Here is a 13521-nt window from a genome sequence, read left to right on the forward strand (position 1 = left end):
GGGGCGAGTAATTGAAACTGAAGTGGCTATTTGTGACCGTAGATGCCCGATAAACCGGTTTATTGATAACGCCGAATAATTGGTAATGAAGTGGGAATCGGAGCACTGCCCAGTACGTGGGTGGAACCTGCCACCCATTTCAACGGGTTAGAATACCGTTTTCAGCGCCGTTCCCAATTCTTTACCGTTGGCTTGGAGTTTACAGTAAGTTTAATTCACTGAGTGTCTCACCTGCGTCCGTGGTATTATCATGAACGATGATAGACGACTGTGGTTCGTCGCTGCAGTGTCGCTACTCCTGATATTCAGCGGGAGCGGGCTCGCATGGACAGTACAAACAGACGCCGGTTCCGTCGAGGTTCGCGACGTGAAGTTCTCCGGGACCAACGGGACGATGATGAGCGGGACGCTGTACATCCCTGAGGAGGCGAGCAGCGCTTCCCCACAGCCGGGGGTGTTAGCCGTCCACGGCTACATCAACTCGAAGGAGACGCAGTCGCCGTTCGCTATCGAGTACGCAAGGCGAGGTTTCGTGGTTCTCGCTATCGACCAGACCGGCCACGGCTACTCGGACCCGCCAGCGTTCAAAAACGGCTACGGTGGCCCCGACAGCCTCGAATATCTCCGGTCGCTGGACTACGTCGATAACGAAAACATCGGGCTCGAAGGCCACTCGATGGGTGGCTGGACTGTCATCACGGCGGCCGCGGCCCATCCGGACGGGTACGAGTCGATGGTCATCGAGGGGTCATCGACTGGGTCGAACCGTGCCCCCGAAGGTACTGACTCGTTCCCACGGAACCTCGCCGTCGTGTTCAGCGAGTACGACGAGTTCGCCCCGTTGATGTGGGGGACGGCGAGTGCGTCCGACGTTGAGCAGAGCGACAAACTCCAGACGGTGTTCGGCACGGACAGCGCCGTCGAGGAGGGGCGTACCTACGGCAGTGTCGAGGACGGGACCGCACGGCAACTGTACACCCCGGCAACCACTCACCCCGGCGACCACTTCTCGACCGCAGCCATCGGCGCGTCCATCGAGTGGCTCCAGCTAACGCTCGAAGGCGAAGACGAGATGGACCCGAGCAACCAGGTCTGGTACTGGAAATCGCTCGGGACCTTTGTTGCCCTCATCGGCGGCGTGCTGTCGCTGTTCCCGGTCGGCGGCCTGCTCATCGACCGGGCACCGACCGACAGGCTCCGACGGGAGTACCCCGACGGGAAGGGGATGACCGGCGCGAAACGCTACGGGGCGTCGCTGCTCGCCGCCGCGATTCCGATTGTGACGTACTTCCCGTTGCAAGACGTTGCACCGGCGATTATCGGCCTCAGTTGGCTGTTCCCACAGCAGATCAACAACGGCGTGATCGTCTGGGCGCTGGGGAACGCGGTCATCACCGCGGTGCTGTTCGCGGTGTGGCACTACACGACTAACGCGGACGACCCCTCGGTGTCGCTGGCGAGCTACGGCCTCGATACGGGCGACGGCGCGCGGACAGTCGGCGTCTCGGTCCTGGCCGGTGTCGTTACCGTCGGTGTGCTGTATCTGCTGGAAGCCGTCGTGGCGTTCCTGTTCCAGACGGACTTCCGCATCTGGGTGTTCGCCATCAAACTCCTGTCCCCGGCGCAGTTCCGGATCAGCTTCTCGTATCTCTTGCCGCTGTTTGCCTTCTTCGTCGTCCTCGGTGCGCTCCTGCACGGTCAGCTCCGTCCCGAGGGCGAGTCCCGGTCGCTCCGCCGCGCGATGGCGACGAACTGGCTCATCGTCGTCGGTGGGTTCGTCGTACTGCTGGCGGTTCAGTACATCCCACTGCTGACTGGCCAGCCCCTGCCGCTTGGCCACCCGCTGCTGACAATCCTGGCGCTGCAGTTCGTCGCCCTGCTCAGCATCGTGGCTTTCGTCAGCACCTACTTCTTCAGGAAGACGGGTCGGGTCTGGGTCGGCGCGACGATCAACGCCGTCCTCGTGACGTGGGTCATCGTCGCCGGGACGGCGACGCAGTTCCCCGTCTAGATCCGACGGTTCACTCTCTTCTCGTTGCTGTCGGCGAGCCGTGTTCCGGCCGTGATGACCACAGCCGAAACCCGGCGGTAACTCAGTCGTCGCTCATGACGCCCTCCGCGACGGCCATGTCCTCGACCGTGGGGTCGTCCTCGGACCGCCGGAGGACGAACCGCTTGCGGATCAGGTCGGCCGCGTAGATGGCCGTCCCGAGGATGATGAGCGTGTCACCAGGGAGCCGCGCCCAGAACAGCGTCTGGACGAGCGGCTGGTTGTAGAACGCCACGCTCCGGGCCGCGGCGTAGCTCCCGGTGAACGCCGCCTCCAGCTGGAGGAAGCCCACGGGCAGGACAGAGACGAACACCATCAGTGCGAGGCCGACGTTCCAGCACCAGAACGCCGCCCGGAGCCAGGAGCCGTCCCAGCGGCCGGGCTTGATGGCGAGCTGGAGCATGTAGGTGACCATCCCCAGCGCGAGGAAGCCGAACGCCCCGAACATCGCGGCGTGGGCGTGGCCGACCGTGAGGTAGGTGCCGTGCTCGTAGTAGTTGATGAGCGGGAGGTTGATGAAGAACCCGAGCACGCCGGCACCGACGAAGTTCCAGACCCCGCTGGCGATGATGAACATGAACGGGAGCTTGTAGGGGAACCCACCGGTTTCCGACATCGCCCGGTACTGACCCAGCGCCTCGTAGAGGATGAACACCAGCGGGAGCAGTTCCAGCGTCGAGAACACGCTCCCGATGGGGACCCACATGTCGGGCATGCCGACCCACCAGTAGTGGTGGGAGACGCCGATGACGCCCGTACTCATCACCAGCAGCGCCTGGAGCATGACCGCCTTCTCGGCGCTGCGGCGGCTGAGCAGGTTCATCGACACCAGCGTCAGCCCGATGATGGCGACGATGAAGAACTCGAAGGCCCCTTCGACCCACATGTGGACGACCCACCAGCGCCAGAACTCCGTGACGGCGATGTTGGTCTCCGGGGTGAAGAAGAACCCGGCGGTAAACAGCAGTGCAATCGAGCCGCCGGCGTACAGAATCATGTGGGCGAGGCCGAACACCGGCTCTCGGTCTAGCAGCGGTTTCAGGCCCCGAATCGAGAGGACGGCCCACAGGCCGAAGCCGACGAGCAGTCCGACCTGCCAGACCTTCCCGACTTCGAGGTACTCTAGCCCTTCGTTGCCGAACAGCCACCAGAGGTCGCCGAAGTAGCCGTGCGACCCGAGCCAGATGCCGCCGAGGCCGCCGACGGTGACGACGACGATGGCTCCGAGCAGCACGTTGATGTACGTCGACTGGCGTTTGGGCTCGTGGCCGGTCAACAGCGGCGGCAGGAACAGCCCGGCACCGAGCCACGTCGCGGCGATCCAGAGAATGCCCAGGTCGATGTGCCAGGTCTTCGCCATCGCAAACGGCAGAATCTGGAGGATATGGACACCGAAGATTTCCTCGATGCCGAAGAACCCTGCCCGTTCGATGTAGAAGTGGGCGAGTAATCCACCGAGTAACACCTGCGCGAGGAACAGCCCGGCGGCGACCGGGATGAACCGCAGGGCGGCCCGCTGGCTGGGGAAGATGCTCACGTCGCCCGGCTCGGGAACCGAGAGGTCGCCGGCGGACGGTTCCGGGAGGCTGACGGACTGGTACAGCCAGATGCCGCCACCGGCGGCGGCGACGAGCAGGACCATTGCGATGACGCTCCAGGTCATCGCCGCGCCGGTCGCGTCGTTACCGGCGGCCGGCTCGTAGGGCCAGTCGTTCGTGTAGGAGTGTTCGCCGCCAGGTCGGTCGGTGTGGGAGAACCACGCCGTCCACATGGCGAAGTCGGCGAACTGTCGGGCGTCGGCTTCGGAGTCGATCATCCCCTCAGGGACGCCCCGTTCGTGGCTGCCCTCGTGGTACCGCTCGACGTACTCCTGACGGACCTGCTCGTGGGCGTACAGCTCTGCGGCGGAGTACTCGATGTTCCCGCCCTCGTACTCCCCACTGAGGTCCTGTTTCACGTCGTCATCGACGGCAGCCTGTTCGGCCGTCGACAGCGAGTCGTACTCGGTCCCGTAGCGCTCCTCGGCGTAGTACGTCCGCATGTGCTGGGTTTTCAACTCCAGCGAGTCGGCGGTGTAGTCCGCGCCGTAGTACGCGCCGTTCCCGAGAATCGACCCGTGGTTCATCAGCCCGTTCTTCTGGAACGCCTTCTTCCCGTCGCGGATGTCCTCACCCGTGACAAGCGTCTCGCCGTCGGGTCCGACAACCTGCTCCGGGATGGGTGGCGCTTCCTGATACGCGATCCACGCGCCAGCCCCCATGACGACGAGGTTGAAGACGAACGCGGCGGCGATCACCTTCGCGATCGTTTTGCGTTTGAGTTCCATGTGGTTGGAACTCCAGTATCCCAAAATAAGAAGGGGGTAAGACGTTCTCAGTCGCTGGCGACGGGCGGGAACATGTTCGCCCTGATAGGGACCAGTGATGTCCCTTCACCGGATTTGGTGTGGTACGTGGCGGGGTATCACAAGGCAGATTACGACCTGTCCCTCCCACTCTGGTATGCGCCGTCGCCACCTCCTCCAGACGCTCGGGGCGTCAGCACTGGTCGGGAGCGCGGGCTGTACCGGGCAGTCGGACGACACGACACCGGCTTTCGAAGTGTCGAGCCCCGCGTTCAGTTCCGGGGACGAGCTTCCGGCCCGGTTCACCTGTGACGGCGATGGCGTTTCGCCACCGTTCGTCATCGAGCGCGTCCCGGAGCCGACGGCAGCGCTCGCTGTCACAGCCGAGTACGACGGCGGCGTGTTTAGCCAGCCGGTGTTCTGGACGCTGTGGAACGTCCCGCCAGAGACGGACCGGATTCCGGCCGGCCTCCCTCGCGAGCCGACCCTCGACGCGCTCGGCGGCGCTCGACAGGGAACACAGCCCCCCAACGAGCCGGGGTACGAACCGCCGTGTCCGCCGGCCGGCCAGCCGTACGAACACCGGTTTCAGGTGTTCGCTCTCGACGAAATGCTTTCCATCGAGGGTGGGACAGAGCAGGAACAGGCGTCAGAGGCCATCGCGAACGCGCTCATCGCAAGCGCCCGCATCACTGTTGATTACACCCACCCGGTTGCGACCGACAGCTAACGGGTGGTATCGGAGACAACCGGGCCAGCGCACCGTCTGAACGACTGCTCATCTGATGTTGTCTTCTGGTTGTACGGCTCCTGAGTGGCACGGCTCGCTGTGACTGACCGTCTCGTTGCGCGTGGTGCGTCGTTACTCATGGCAATGTTTCACAATACCATTAAACCTATATACTGATGTGATATACCATAGCATGTATGGCGTCCGCACCGAGTAGTGACGATATGTTCGACGAGTTCCTCTCCCAGCGTGGCCACGACGTGGACCAGAGTGGTTGGGAAGAGAGCTATAACAAGAAGCAGTGCCCTGATTGCGGCGGCCTTCACGAGTCGACAGCGGCACAGTGCTCGGTGTGTGGCTGGACACCGGTACGGTAAGGATACTCCACTTTCTCGGCTTTCCACACTGCATCCGATAGCGGCGGTACTGACCCGCAAACCGACAGTTCGCTCTCTGCCAGGATGTGCCTCGCTACGTCTCGTGTCGGGACAGCAACGGCTCAGGCAGTCGGGACTGTATCACGTTGCGCAGAAAGGAAGTGGGGAGTCTTTGTGTGGCCAGCCGACGGTTGGGGGGTGGTGTGTCGGCGGGCCGACCGGTTCGTAGCCGACGATTGGGGGGTCGTGTGTCGGCGGACTGACCGGTTTGTGGTGGTTACAGCGCATCGAGCGACGCGTGGAGGAACAGCCCGAGCGCGAGATGTTGGGACGCGGACGTTGCGATCTGCTCTTTCGCAGCCGCATCGTCCGCGATTCCGTACTGTTTCGTCTGGACGAGTTCGTGCATCTGGAGCGTGCCATCCGCTTCTAACTCGTGTAGCCGGGGGTACACTGTCCCCGGACTCAGTTCGGCACCGAACTGGGCTTCCAGTTCCTCCATCAGTCCGGTCCCGTGGGTGCCACCATCGGCGACTGCGATCATCGCCAGTAGGATCTCTTCCAAACTCTGTGTGACCAGGCCGTCATCGACTGCGGTCTCGCCGTCGACGACGTCGTCAATGACCGGGTCCAACGACTCCGTGATGGCGTCACGACTGGGTGGGTCATGCGATTCCGGGCGCTCTGTCTCGCCGAGAGGGGTCACTCGCTCATCGGCGTTCTGGCCCTGCATCTTGCCCGTCGTCACGCGACGGAGGTTGTCTCCGGACATCGTCTCACCTGAACGCAATCCGCAGTGGAAGCTACAGGGGCTATCATCATATAAACGGGGCAGTGTTTTCTGAACGTGAAACCACCACAGTGCTCGAAAACGCTTATATAATATGACGCGAATCTTGGTGTAGTGGCTGAGGAACAGAGCATCGAGGAGATTCTCGATACAATCGGTGACCAGCACGCGCGCCGTGTACTCGCCGCAATCAGTCGTGAACCGCAGTCGGCGAAGGAACTCGCGGAGGAGTGCGACCTCTCGCTGCCGACGGTGTATCGACGTATCGAACTGCTCGACGAGTACGACCTCGTCACCGACCGAACGCTCGTCGCCGAGGACGGAAACCACTACAAGGTGTACGAGTCCAACTTCGAGTCGACGGTCATTTCGCTCGAAGACGAGGAGTACAAAGTGCGCATCTATCGGGAGGAGAACCTCCCGGACCGGTTCAGTCAGCTCTGGGACGAGCTGAACCCGGAATGAATTCACTCTCCAGCGGAGGCGTGACTGCATGACGACCGGCGTGGCTATCGCACGCGGCGTGCTCATCCTGATGCGGATGGTGGTGTTCGGGCTGACGCTCGGGATCACCCTGATTAGCTTCCAGGCCTACCGGAAACGCCCGTCAGAACGACTACAGTATGCGTTCGTTGGCTTTGCGTTCATCAGTATGGGTGTCGCTATATCCAGTGTCATCACGCAACTGAGCGCCGGCGAGACCGGTGCCATCGTTCGCGTGTTCTTCCAGATGGCGGAGACGATTCCGTTCATCATCGGGTTCGCGATGCTGTACGTGTCGCTGTACCGATGAGAAATCCGTTCGGGTGCGCCTATTAGTTGTCGTCCCCGTAAAGCACGTTGTTTATTTGGCCGCGGTCCCACTACATGTTCAATGACTGATTCGACCACCGAGGTTGTCCGCCTGTTCGGTGGGCCCGGTAGCGGGAAGACGACGGCGCTGCTCGACCGCGTCGACGAACTGCTGGAAGACGACGACGTCGATTTCCGTGACGTACTGGTTGTCTCGTACACGCGTGCGGCGGCCGCCGAGATCCGTGAGCGACTCGCGGACCGACTCGGCCTGTCCCCTCGTGCCCTTCGCGGGAACGTCTGTACGATGCACGCGAAGGCGTACGAACTGCTGAACCTCTCCCGCGGCGACGTCGTCGGCGAGGACGACAAGGAGGCCTTCTGCGAGGAGTTCGGCATCGACTACGAGGACGAGTACGAGGGCTCGCGCCGTCGCTCGGCCCGCTCGACGACGCTCGGGAACAAGATCATCGCGACGAGCCAGTGGCTCCAGCGCACCCGACGCGACGTGGCCGACTGGTACGACGTGCCCTTCAAGTGGGACGACGAGGAAGTCCGACTCCCGCCGGAGATCGACGACAACGCCCAGACCGGCAACAAGTACACGCCGACGTGGCCGACCGACGACGACCGTGTGGACGTGCCCGCCGCCATCCGCGGCTGGCGCACCTACAAGGGCGAAAACGACTTGACGGGCTTCGCCGACATGCTCGAACGGGTCGCCCAGCGCTCGCTGCTCCCCAACGTCGACTACCTCATCATCGACGAGTTTCAGGATATCACGACGCTGCAGTACGACGTCTACGACGAGTGGAAACCCCACATGGAACGGGTGCTCATCGCTGGCGACGACGACCAGGTCGTCTACGCCTGGCAGGGCGCGGACCCGGACCTCCTGCTCGAAGAGGTCGTCACCCAGGACGAGGTGCTGCCCAACTCCTACCGGCTCCCCTCGCGCATCCTGAACGTCGTCAACCGCGAGGTCCGCCACATCGAGAAACGTCAGGAGAAAGACCTCAATCCGCGCAAGGAGGGCGGCCGCGTCGAGGCGGTCCAGAACCCTTCGATGTTCGACCTCTCCCGGAACGTCACGCGGACCATCGAGCAGTCCGATGAGACGGTGATGGTGCTGTTCCGGGCCCGCTACCAGATGTTCCAGTTCATCGACGAGTTCATCGACAACGGGATCCCCTTCTCCTGTCTCACCGACCAGCGGATGTGGACCGATCGGCTCACCCAGTACGTCAACGGGCTCGAAGCCGTCGAAGCCGACGAACCGCTCACGGTGCTGGAAGCGCGCCGGCTCGCCGATATGCTCGTCGACTCCGCCTTCGGCACGGGCGAACGTGACGACCTCTTCGACGCGCTCGAAGAGATCGACGAGTCCCACGAGGACGAAGACATCGCCGATATCGAGATCGACCCTGACGTCGTCCACGACCACGTTCCCTTCCTCCCCGACGCGGCCTCGGCGGGCGACATGCTCCGGAAGGTGACCAACTTCCAGGAGCGGACCGTCGACGCGTACTTCACCGGCGATTACACCGGGATGGACGCCGACCGGGTCCGCGTGGGGACGATCCACTCCGCCAAAGGTCGCGAGGCCGATCATGTGTTCGTCGCGACCGACCTCACCGAGAAAGTCGTCGAGCAGATGGCCGCGACTGTCGACCAGCAGGGTATCGAGGTACCCGGAATGGACGAGTTCACGAAACATACCAGTCCCGTCCCGACGCTGACCGACAACGAACGGCGCGTGTTCTACGTCGGGATGTCCCGGGCTCGCGAGCGACTCGTCCTGCTCGAGAACCTCGTCGACGGCGCGCCGACGCTCCCTATCGACGTCTTGCTGGAAAACGAGCCAAGCGACCGCTCCATCGAGCAACTGCTCGACGACGCCAGCGAGACCATCGCGGCCGACTGAAGCCGCCGATTTCCTTCCTCGTCGATGATTCCACCTTCCAGGTAGTACCTCGTCTCGTCGCGCTCGACGTGGCGTTCGAGCGCGTGTTCGAGGAAAGCCCGTCCAGAAGGCCGAGGAATCGCGGGCCGAAACGGTCGAGGAACACGACCACATGGCGGCGGTGGACAGAGTCACCTCGGACCGCTGGCGCGACGAGAGTTAGTCGTCGTCGCTACTGTTCGGTGGCTTCCCGCCGGGGAGCGCACTCCGCGCCCGCCCGGCGATTGCACCGGGGATGTCTGTCGGAGAGGGAGCGACCCACTCGATAATCAGTAAGGCGGCGGCTAACCCGAGAAAGACCGCACCGATCGCCGTCTGGCCGCGGGCGAGGTTGTCGACGCCGAGAAGGGTGACCCGCGCGGCGAGTACGACCGCGACCATCAGCTCGATTGTCCCGATGAGTCCCCGTGCCATCGGCCGTCGTAGGCGGTGACTAAACAAAAACGTCGCGCCTGTGTGACGACGGCGGTCCCACCTGTGTCGTGGGCCACACGTTCAAGTCGCTCCCGGCTGAACGTCGTCGGTATGCAGATCGGCATCGTCTCGGACACGCACGACAACGCCGCGCAGGTCGAAGCCGCAGTGGAGACGTTCTCGGAGGCGGACTGTGAGACGGTCGTCCACTGCGGCGACTTCGTCGCCCCCTTCTCGGTGACGCCGTTCGACGGCGACTGGTCGTTTTACGCCGTTCGTGGCAACAACGACGGCGAGTGGGCAGTCCAGTCTACCGTCGAGGAGTTCGGTACGTACTTCGGCGAGATGGGCGAGCTGAGAATCGATGGAAACACCATCGCGGTGTATCACGGGACCAGCGGGGAGATCGTCGACGCGCTGGTCGACTGTGGGACCTACGACTACGTTTTCCACGGGCACACGCACGAACGCGGTTACGAGGAGCGCGGGGGCACGGAACGAATCAACCCCGGCGGCATCTCGATTCCGCCGGCCTCCGAGCCGTTCTCGGTTGCGACGCTGTCGACGGACACCGGCGAAGTCGAGTTCCACGAACTGGGGTGAGAATCAGTCGTCGGCGTGACTGTCGACGCGCTGTGGACTGCCGTCGTGTTCGACGAGGCCGCGCCCGACACCGAGGGCTTCGTCGGTCCGTCGGATGCTCTTCTCGGCGCTTGCGGTCCGCTCCGAGAGCGCGCGAACGGCGTCGATGTTCTCCGGCACGACATCGGCTTCCTGGTGAATCGCCTGAAACAGGTAGAGGTCCCGCCCTTGGACTGTGATTGATTCGGCCCAGATACAGTTCTCCCACACGTCACCGCGCGGGCGACCGGCATCACGGGTGTACTCTTTGAGTTTCCCTGCACCGTCGATACCCAGCGTCTTCGGGATGAGGAACAGTCGCGATTCGTCGGTCAGTAGCGACGTGACTTCCTCTGTCGTTGGTTCGCTTTCCAGCGTGACGTTGACGCTGTGGGTGTGCATCTGCGTTGTCGGGACCTTCATCCCCATCGTGTCGATGTCGAGGTCGGGAAAAATCGTCTGGACGTCAGGACCGTGGTGGGAGGGGATTTCGACGGGGTCGGGGAGTGTGTCGTTGATGGGGCCACGACCGGTCTGGCCCGGGTCGGCACCGCGCCGGACCAGTGTCACGCGCGATTTCTCGACGCCGTATGATTCCTTGAGCGGCGCGAGAAGGCGTGAAAGTCCAGTCGTATTGCAGGAGACGACGCGGGCCGTGTCAGCCCCGACTGCGTTCTCGTAGTTGGCGCGAGCGTTGAAGCTCACGTCTGCCACATCGGCGTCCTCCCCACCCTGGAAGATGGCTGGCGTATCGTGCTCGGCGTACAGCGGCGCGTTGGCCGCGCCGACGCCACTTGGCGTGGTGTCGACGACCACGTCGCTCGTTTCAATGAGGTCATGGACCGTACCGGCCGTCGCGAGATCGGCTTCATCGAACGGTTCGCGGCCGTCCGCGGCGTAGAGGTCGTAGCCGCGGTCGTCTGCGATAGTTGCCTCGAAGTTCGGCGAGCGCTTTGCGACGCCCGCAACTGTCATATCTGGCTGGACACGCACCGCGTCAGCGACGCGTTTCCCGATGGTGCCGAAGCCGTTGATGCCCACGTGGAGCATACACGTCCATATCTCCGGGGAGAGTATATTCTTTGTGATTAATATACGGAGAAATTAACTCACATAGTTGTACCTCTGGCGATTGTGAGCTTTGACCACATTCCTCTGAAAACACTGAGACGTAGCGCGTTTCGACGCCCTGCGCCGACAGTCCATCAAGAGTTATTCAGTCGGAGTACGCAATCAGTTGTATGGACAACTCGTCGCTTCGCGCGCCCGCCGAGACCGCTGTCAAACAGTGCCTGAACCTCCAGCCCGACGAGTCATGCGCCGTCGTTACTGACGACCAGCGGAAATCAATCGGCGAGGCGCTGTATCGCGTCGCCGCGGAGATTACCGATAACGCCGTTTTCGTACGCTACCCGCCGGGCGAACAACACGGTTCGGAACCGCCTGCGCCGGTCGCTGGCGCGATGGAAACTGCCGATGTCGTGCTCGCGCCGACGACCAAGAGCCTGAGCCACACAGAAGCCCGGACCGACGCCAATGAGGCCGGCGCTCGCGTTGCAACCTTGCCCGGTATCAGCGAGGGCGTGTTTCTGATGGGATTAGACGCCGACTACCACCGCATCGAACAGCACTGCAAGGACGTGCTGGCGCAGGTCGAGGACGCCGATGAAATCCGAGTCACGTCGCCCCAGGGGACCGATATCACGTTCGGCATCGGTGCGCGCGAGTGGCACATGGACACCGGTATCGTCCACGAGGCTGGCGAGATGTCGAACCTCCCTGCCGGCGAGGTGTTCCTCGCTCCGGAGACTGCCGACGGCACGTTCGTCGTCGACGGGACGATGCGCCCCCACGGCAAACTCGACGGCAAGCGTCTCACCTTTGAGGTCGAAGACGGCTACGTCACGGATATCGACGACCCCGATATCCGCGCACAGGTCGAGGAGGCTGCCGAGGAGGTCGGCCGGGACGCCTACAACCTCGCCGAGCTCGGCATCGGCACGAACGTCGCCGTGACCGAACTCGTCGGCTCCGTCCTCCTAGACGAGAAGGCCGGCGGGACGGTCCACATCGCTATCGGCGACGACCACGCGATGGGCGGCGACGTGCACGCGCCGATCCATCTGGACGGGATTTTGACGGAACCGACCGTGTATGCGGACGGCGAGGAAGTGGAACTTCCTCGCGTCGAGTGAGCGGCGAGAACGGACTCCCACAAAGACCCGTGAATAGCGGACGCTGACTGACAGCCAACCGCCGCTATCAGTCTACGTATTCTGCTTTCAACGCGTACGCGACCATGACAACCGTCCAGACGAGCGACCCGACGAGGACGATGTCGAACGGGACCGAATAGCCGAGGTTCCACGCGAGCACGAGCCCGTGTATCCCACTCATGAACGCCATCGTTGCGACGGTGATGGTGGCTGCCACCCGCGGCACGTCCGGCGGGTCGTAACGGAACGCCAATTTCAGCACAATGAGTGTTGCGAGCATCAGCGCCGGCATGAGAACGACACCGACCGGCTTCGAGACGTAGTTATCGGGCGTGCCCGACGCGGAGAAGTGAATCGCGACCTCTGCGGGGAGGCGCGACCAGACCGCCACGCCGGCCAGGGCTGTCAGGGCGATGATGGCACCGCTTGCGATGTCAGTACGGCTCTGTCGGCGCGCCATACCCGTTGTTTCGTCCCGCCGCTCAAGAAGGTCGGCGTGACTGTGCGAGTGAGAACCACGAGCAGCGCCGTGGCGACGACCATTTACGGGAGCGTAGTCAACGACTGCATATGACAGACGCTACACCGGGCGACCGCATCGCCCTCCCGTGTCCGGCCTGTTCGCCGGACCTGGAAACGGTTCACGAGGTGCTGAAGCCGGGCGGCCATGTGACGGTTCGCTGTACGGACTGCGACCACGTCCACAAGGAACAATTGCCGGAGGAAGAGACGCTGAAGCGAAGCGTCGTTGTCTCACAGGACGGGGACTCCTTTACCGCCGAGGTCGACGTCCCAGCAGAGGAAGAACTGTCCGTCGGCGAGGAGTTCCTGCTGGAGACAGAAGAAGCAGTTGTGACGGCGCGGATCACCAGTCTGGAGACCGCGGACGGCCGCGAGGACGAGGCGGCCGCCGAGGACGTCGAGACTATCTGGTCGCGGGCGGTCGGGAACGTCTCGGTCAACGTCACGATGCATCCAAAGGACGGCACTCACGACGAGACCGAGAGCTTCAAGCTCCACGTCCCCGGCGACTACGAGTTCGTCGTCGGCGAGACCGAGGAGTTCGGCGAGGAGGAATTCACCGTCGAGGGGATTCACGTCCGCGACGACGCACACGGCTACGACCACGAGAACATGGACCACGACGGCGACATGGGTATCGCGAAAGACATCAACCGACTGTACGTCAGGGACGAGTCGACCACGGCGTGGTCGGCGTGGTAG

At 63.1% G+C, this 13521-nt stretch carries 14 protein-coding genes; 9 read left to right on the top strand and 5 right to left on the bottom strand.

Going from position 1 to position 13521, the window contains the following annotated elements:
* The first annotated feature begins 250 nt into the window (after positions 1 to 250).
* Entirely contained in the window at positions 251 to 2011 is a 1761-nt protein-coding gene (locus Har1131_RS04105) for an alpha/beta fold hydrolase (RefSeq protein WP_014041395.1), read from the top strand.
* A gap of 82 nt (positions 2012 to 2093) precedes the next feature.
* On the opposite strand, the gene Har1131_RS04110 is transcribed toward Har1131_RS04105, so the two are convergent.
* Positions 2094 to 4376 (bottom strand): nitric-oxide reductase large subunit, encoded by a 2283-nt coding sequence (locus Har1131_RS04110; RefSeq protein WP_014041394.1) that lies wholly within the window; start codon positions 4374 to 4376, stop codon positions 2094 to 2096.
* Between the two features lie 175 nt (positions 4377 to 4551).
* On the opposite strand from Har1131_RS04110, the gene Har1131_RS04115 reads away from it, so the two are divergent.
* Both Har1131_RS04115 and Har1131_RS04120 read left to right on the top strand, forming a co-directional pair.
* Entirely contained in the window at positions 4552 to 5124 is a 573-nt protein-coding gene (locus Har1131_RS04115; protein WP_014041393.1) for a YbhB/YbcL family Raf kinase inhibitor-like protein, read from the top strand.
* A 197-nt stretch (positions 5125 to 5321) separates the two neighbouring features.
* Positions 5322 to 5501 (top strand): HVO_0416 family zinc finger protein, encoded by a 180-nt coding sequence (locus Har1131_RS04120; protein ID WP_004515335.1) that lies wholly within the window; start codon positions 5322 to 5324, stop codon positions 5499 to 5501.
* A gap of 277 nt (positions 5502 to 5778) precedes the next feature.
* On the opposite strand, the gene Har1131_RS04125 is transcribed toward Har1131_RS04120, so the two are convergent.
* Complete coding sequence (locus tag Har1131_RS04125) at positions 5779 to 6273, bottom strand: PadR family transcriptional regulator (RefSeq protein WP_023843422.1); 495 nt, start codon at positions 6271 to 6273, stop codon at positions 5779 to 5781.
* Positions 6274 to 6405: 132 nt separating this feature from the next.
* Here Har1131_RS04125 and Har1131_RS04130 point away from each other — a divergent pair, with 132 nt between their 5' ends.
* From Har1131_RS04130 to Har1131_RS04140, 3 genes are all read left to right on the top strand, one after another.
* Positions 6406 to 6756 (top strand): helix-turn-helix domain-containing protein, encoded by a 351-nt coding sequence (locus Har1131_RS04130; protein WP_004515333.1) that lies wholly within the window; start codon positions 6406 to 6408, stop codon positions 6754 to 6756.
* Between the two features lie 28 nt (positions 6757 to 6784).
* Positions 6785 to 7084: a hypothetical protein gene (locus Har1131_RS04135; RefSeq protein ID WP_014041391.1), complete on the top strand. Its 300-nt coding sequence runs from the start codon at positions 6785 to 6787 to the stop codon at positions 7082 to 7084.
* An 81-nt stretch (positions 7085 to 7165) separates the two neighbouring features.
* Positions 7166 to 9007, top strand: coding sequence for a UvrD-helicase domain-containing protein (locus tag Har1131_RS04140; RefSeq protein WP_014041390.1), 1842 nt, complete (start codon positions 7166 to 7168; stop codon positions 9005 to 9007).
* Between the two features lie 198 nt (positions 9008 to 9205).
* Here Har1131_RS04140 and Har1131_RS04145 read toward each other — a convergent pair whose 3' ends face one another.
* Positions 9206 to 9460: a hypothetical protein gene (locus tag Har1131_RS04145; RefSeq protein WP_050007461.1), complete on the bottom strand. Its 255-nt coding sequence runs from the start codon at positions 9458 to 9460 to the stop codon at positions 9206 to 9208.
* Positions 9461 to 9571: 111 nt separating this feature from the next.
* Between Har1131_RS04145 and Har1131_RS04150 the strand changes: the two genes are divergently transcribed.
* Positions 9572 to 10063 (top strand): metallophosphoesterase, encoded by a 492-nt coding sequence (locus Har1131_RS04150; protein ID WP_050037123.1) that lies wholly within the window; start codon positions 9572 to 9574, stop codon positions 10061 to 10063.
* A 3-nt stretch (positions 10064 to 10066) separates the two neighbouring features.
* Here the strand turns inward: Har1131_RS04150 and Har1131_RS04155 are convergent, their stop codons facing one another.
* Positions 10067 to 11131, bottom strand: coding sequence for a type II glyceraldehyde-3-phosphate dehydrogenase (locus Har1131_RS04155; RefSeq protein ID WP_008307747.1), 1065 nt, complete (start codon positions 11129 to 11131; stop codon positions 10067 to 10069).
* Between the two features lie 191 nt (positions 11132 to 11322).
* On the opposite strand from Har1131_RS04155, the gene Har1131_RS04160 reads away from it, so the two are divergent.
* Positions 11323 to 12276 (top strand): aminopeptidase, encoded by a 954-nt coding sequence (locus Har1131_RS04160; protein ID WP_014041387.1) that lies wholly within the window; start codon positions 11323 to 11325, stop codon positions 12274 to 12276.
* A gap of 67 nt (positions 12277 to 12343) precedes the next feature.
* Here Har1131_RS04160 and Har1131_RS04165 read toward each other — a convergent pair whose 3' ends face one another.
* Positions 12344 to 12757, bottom strand: a complete 414-nt coding sequence (locus tag Har1131_RS04165) for a DUF1648 domain-containing protein (protein ID WP_014041386.1) — start codon at positions 12755 to 12757, stop codon at positions 12344 to 12346.
* Positions 12758 to 12867: 110 nt separating this feature from the next.
* On the opposite strand from Har1131_RS04165, the gene Har1131_RS04170 reads away from it, so the two are divergent.
* On the top strand, positions 12868 to 13521 hold the full coding sequence (locus Har1131_RS04170) for an HVO_0476 family zinc finger protein (RefSeq protein WP_008307750.1): 654 nt from the start codon (positions 12868 to 12870) through the stop codon (positions 13519 to 13521).

The organism is Haloarcula sp. CBA1131 (assembly GCF_008728975.1).
In the GTDB taxonomy this organism is placed as follows: domain Archaea; phylum Halobacteriota; class Halobacteria; order Halobacteriales; family Haloarculaceae; genus Haloarcula; species Haloarcula hispanica.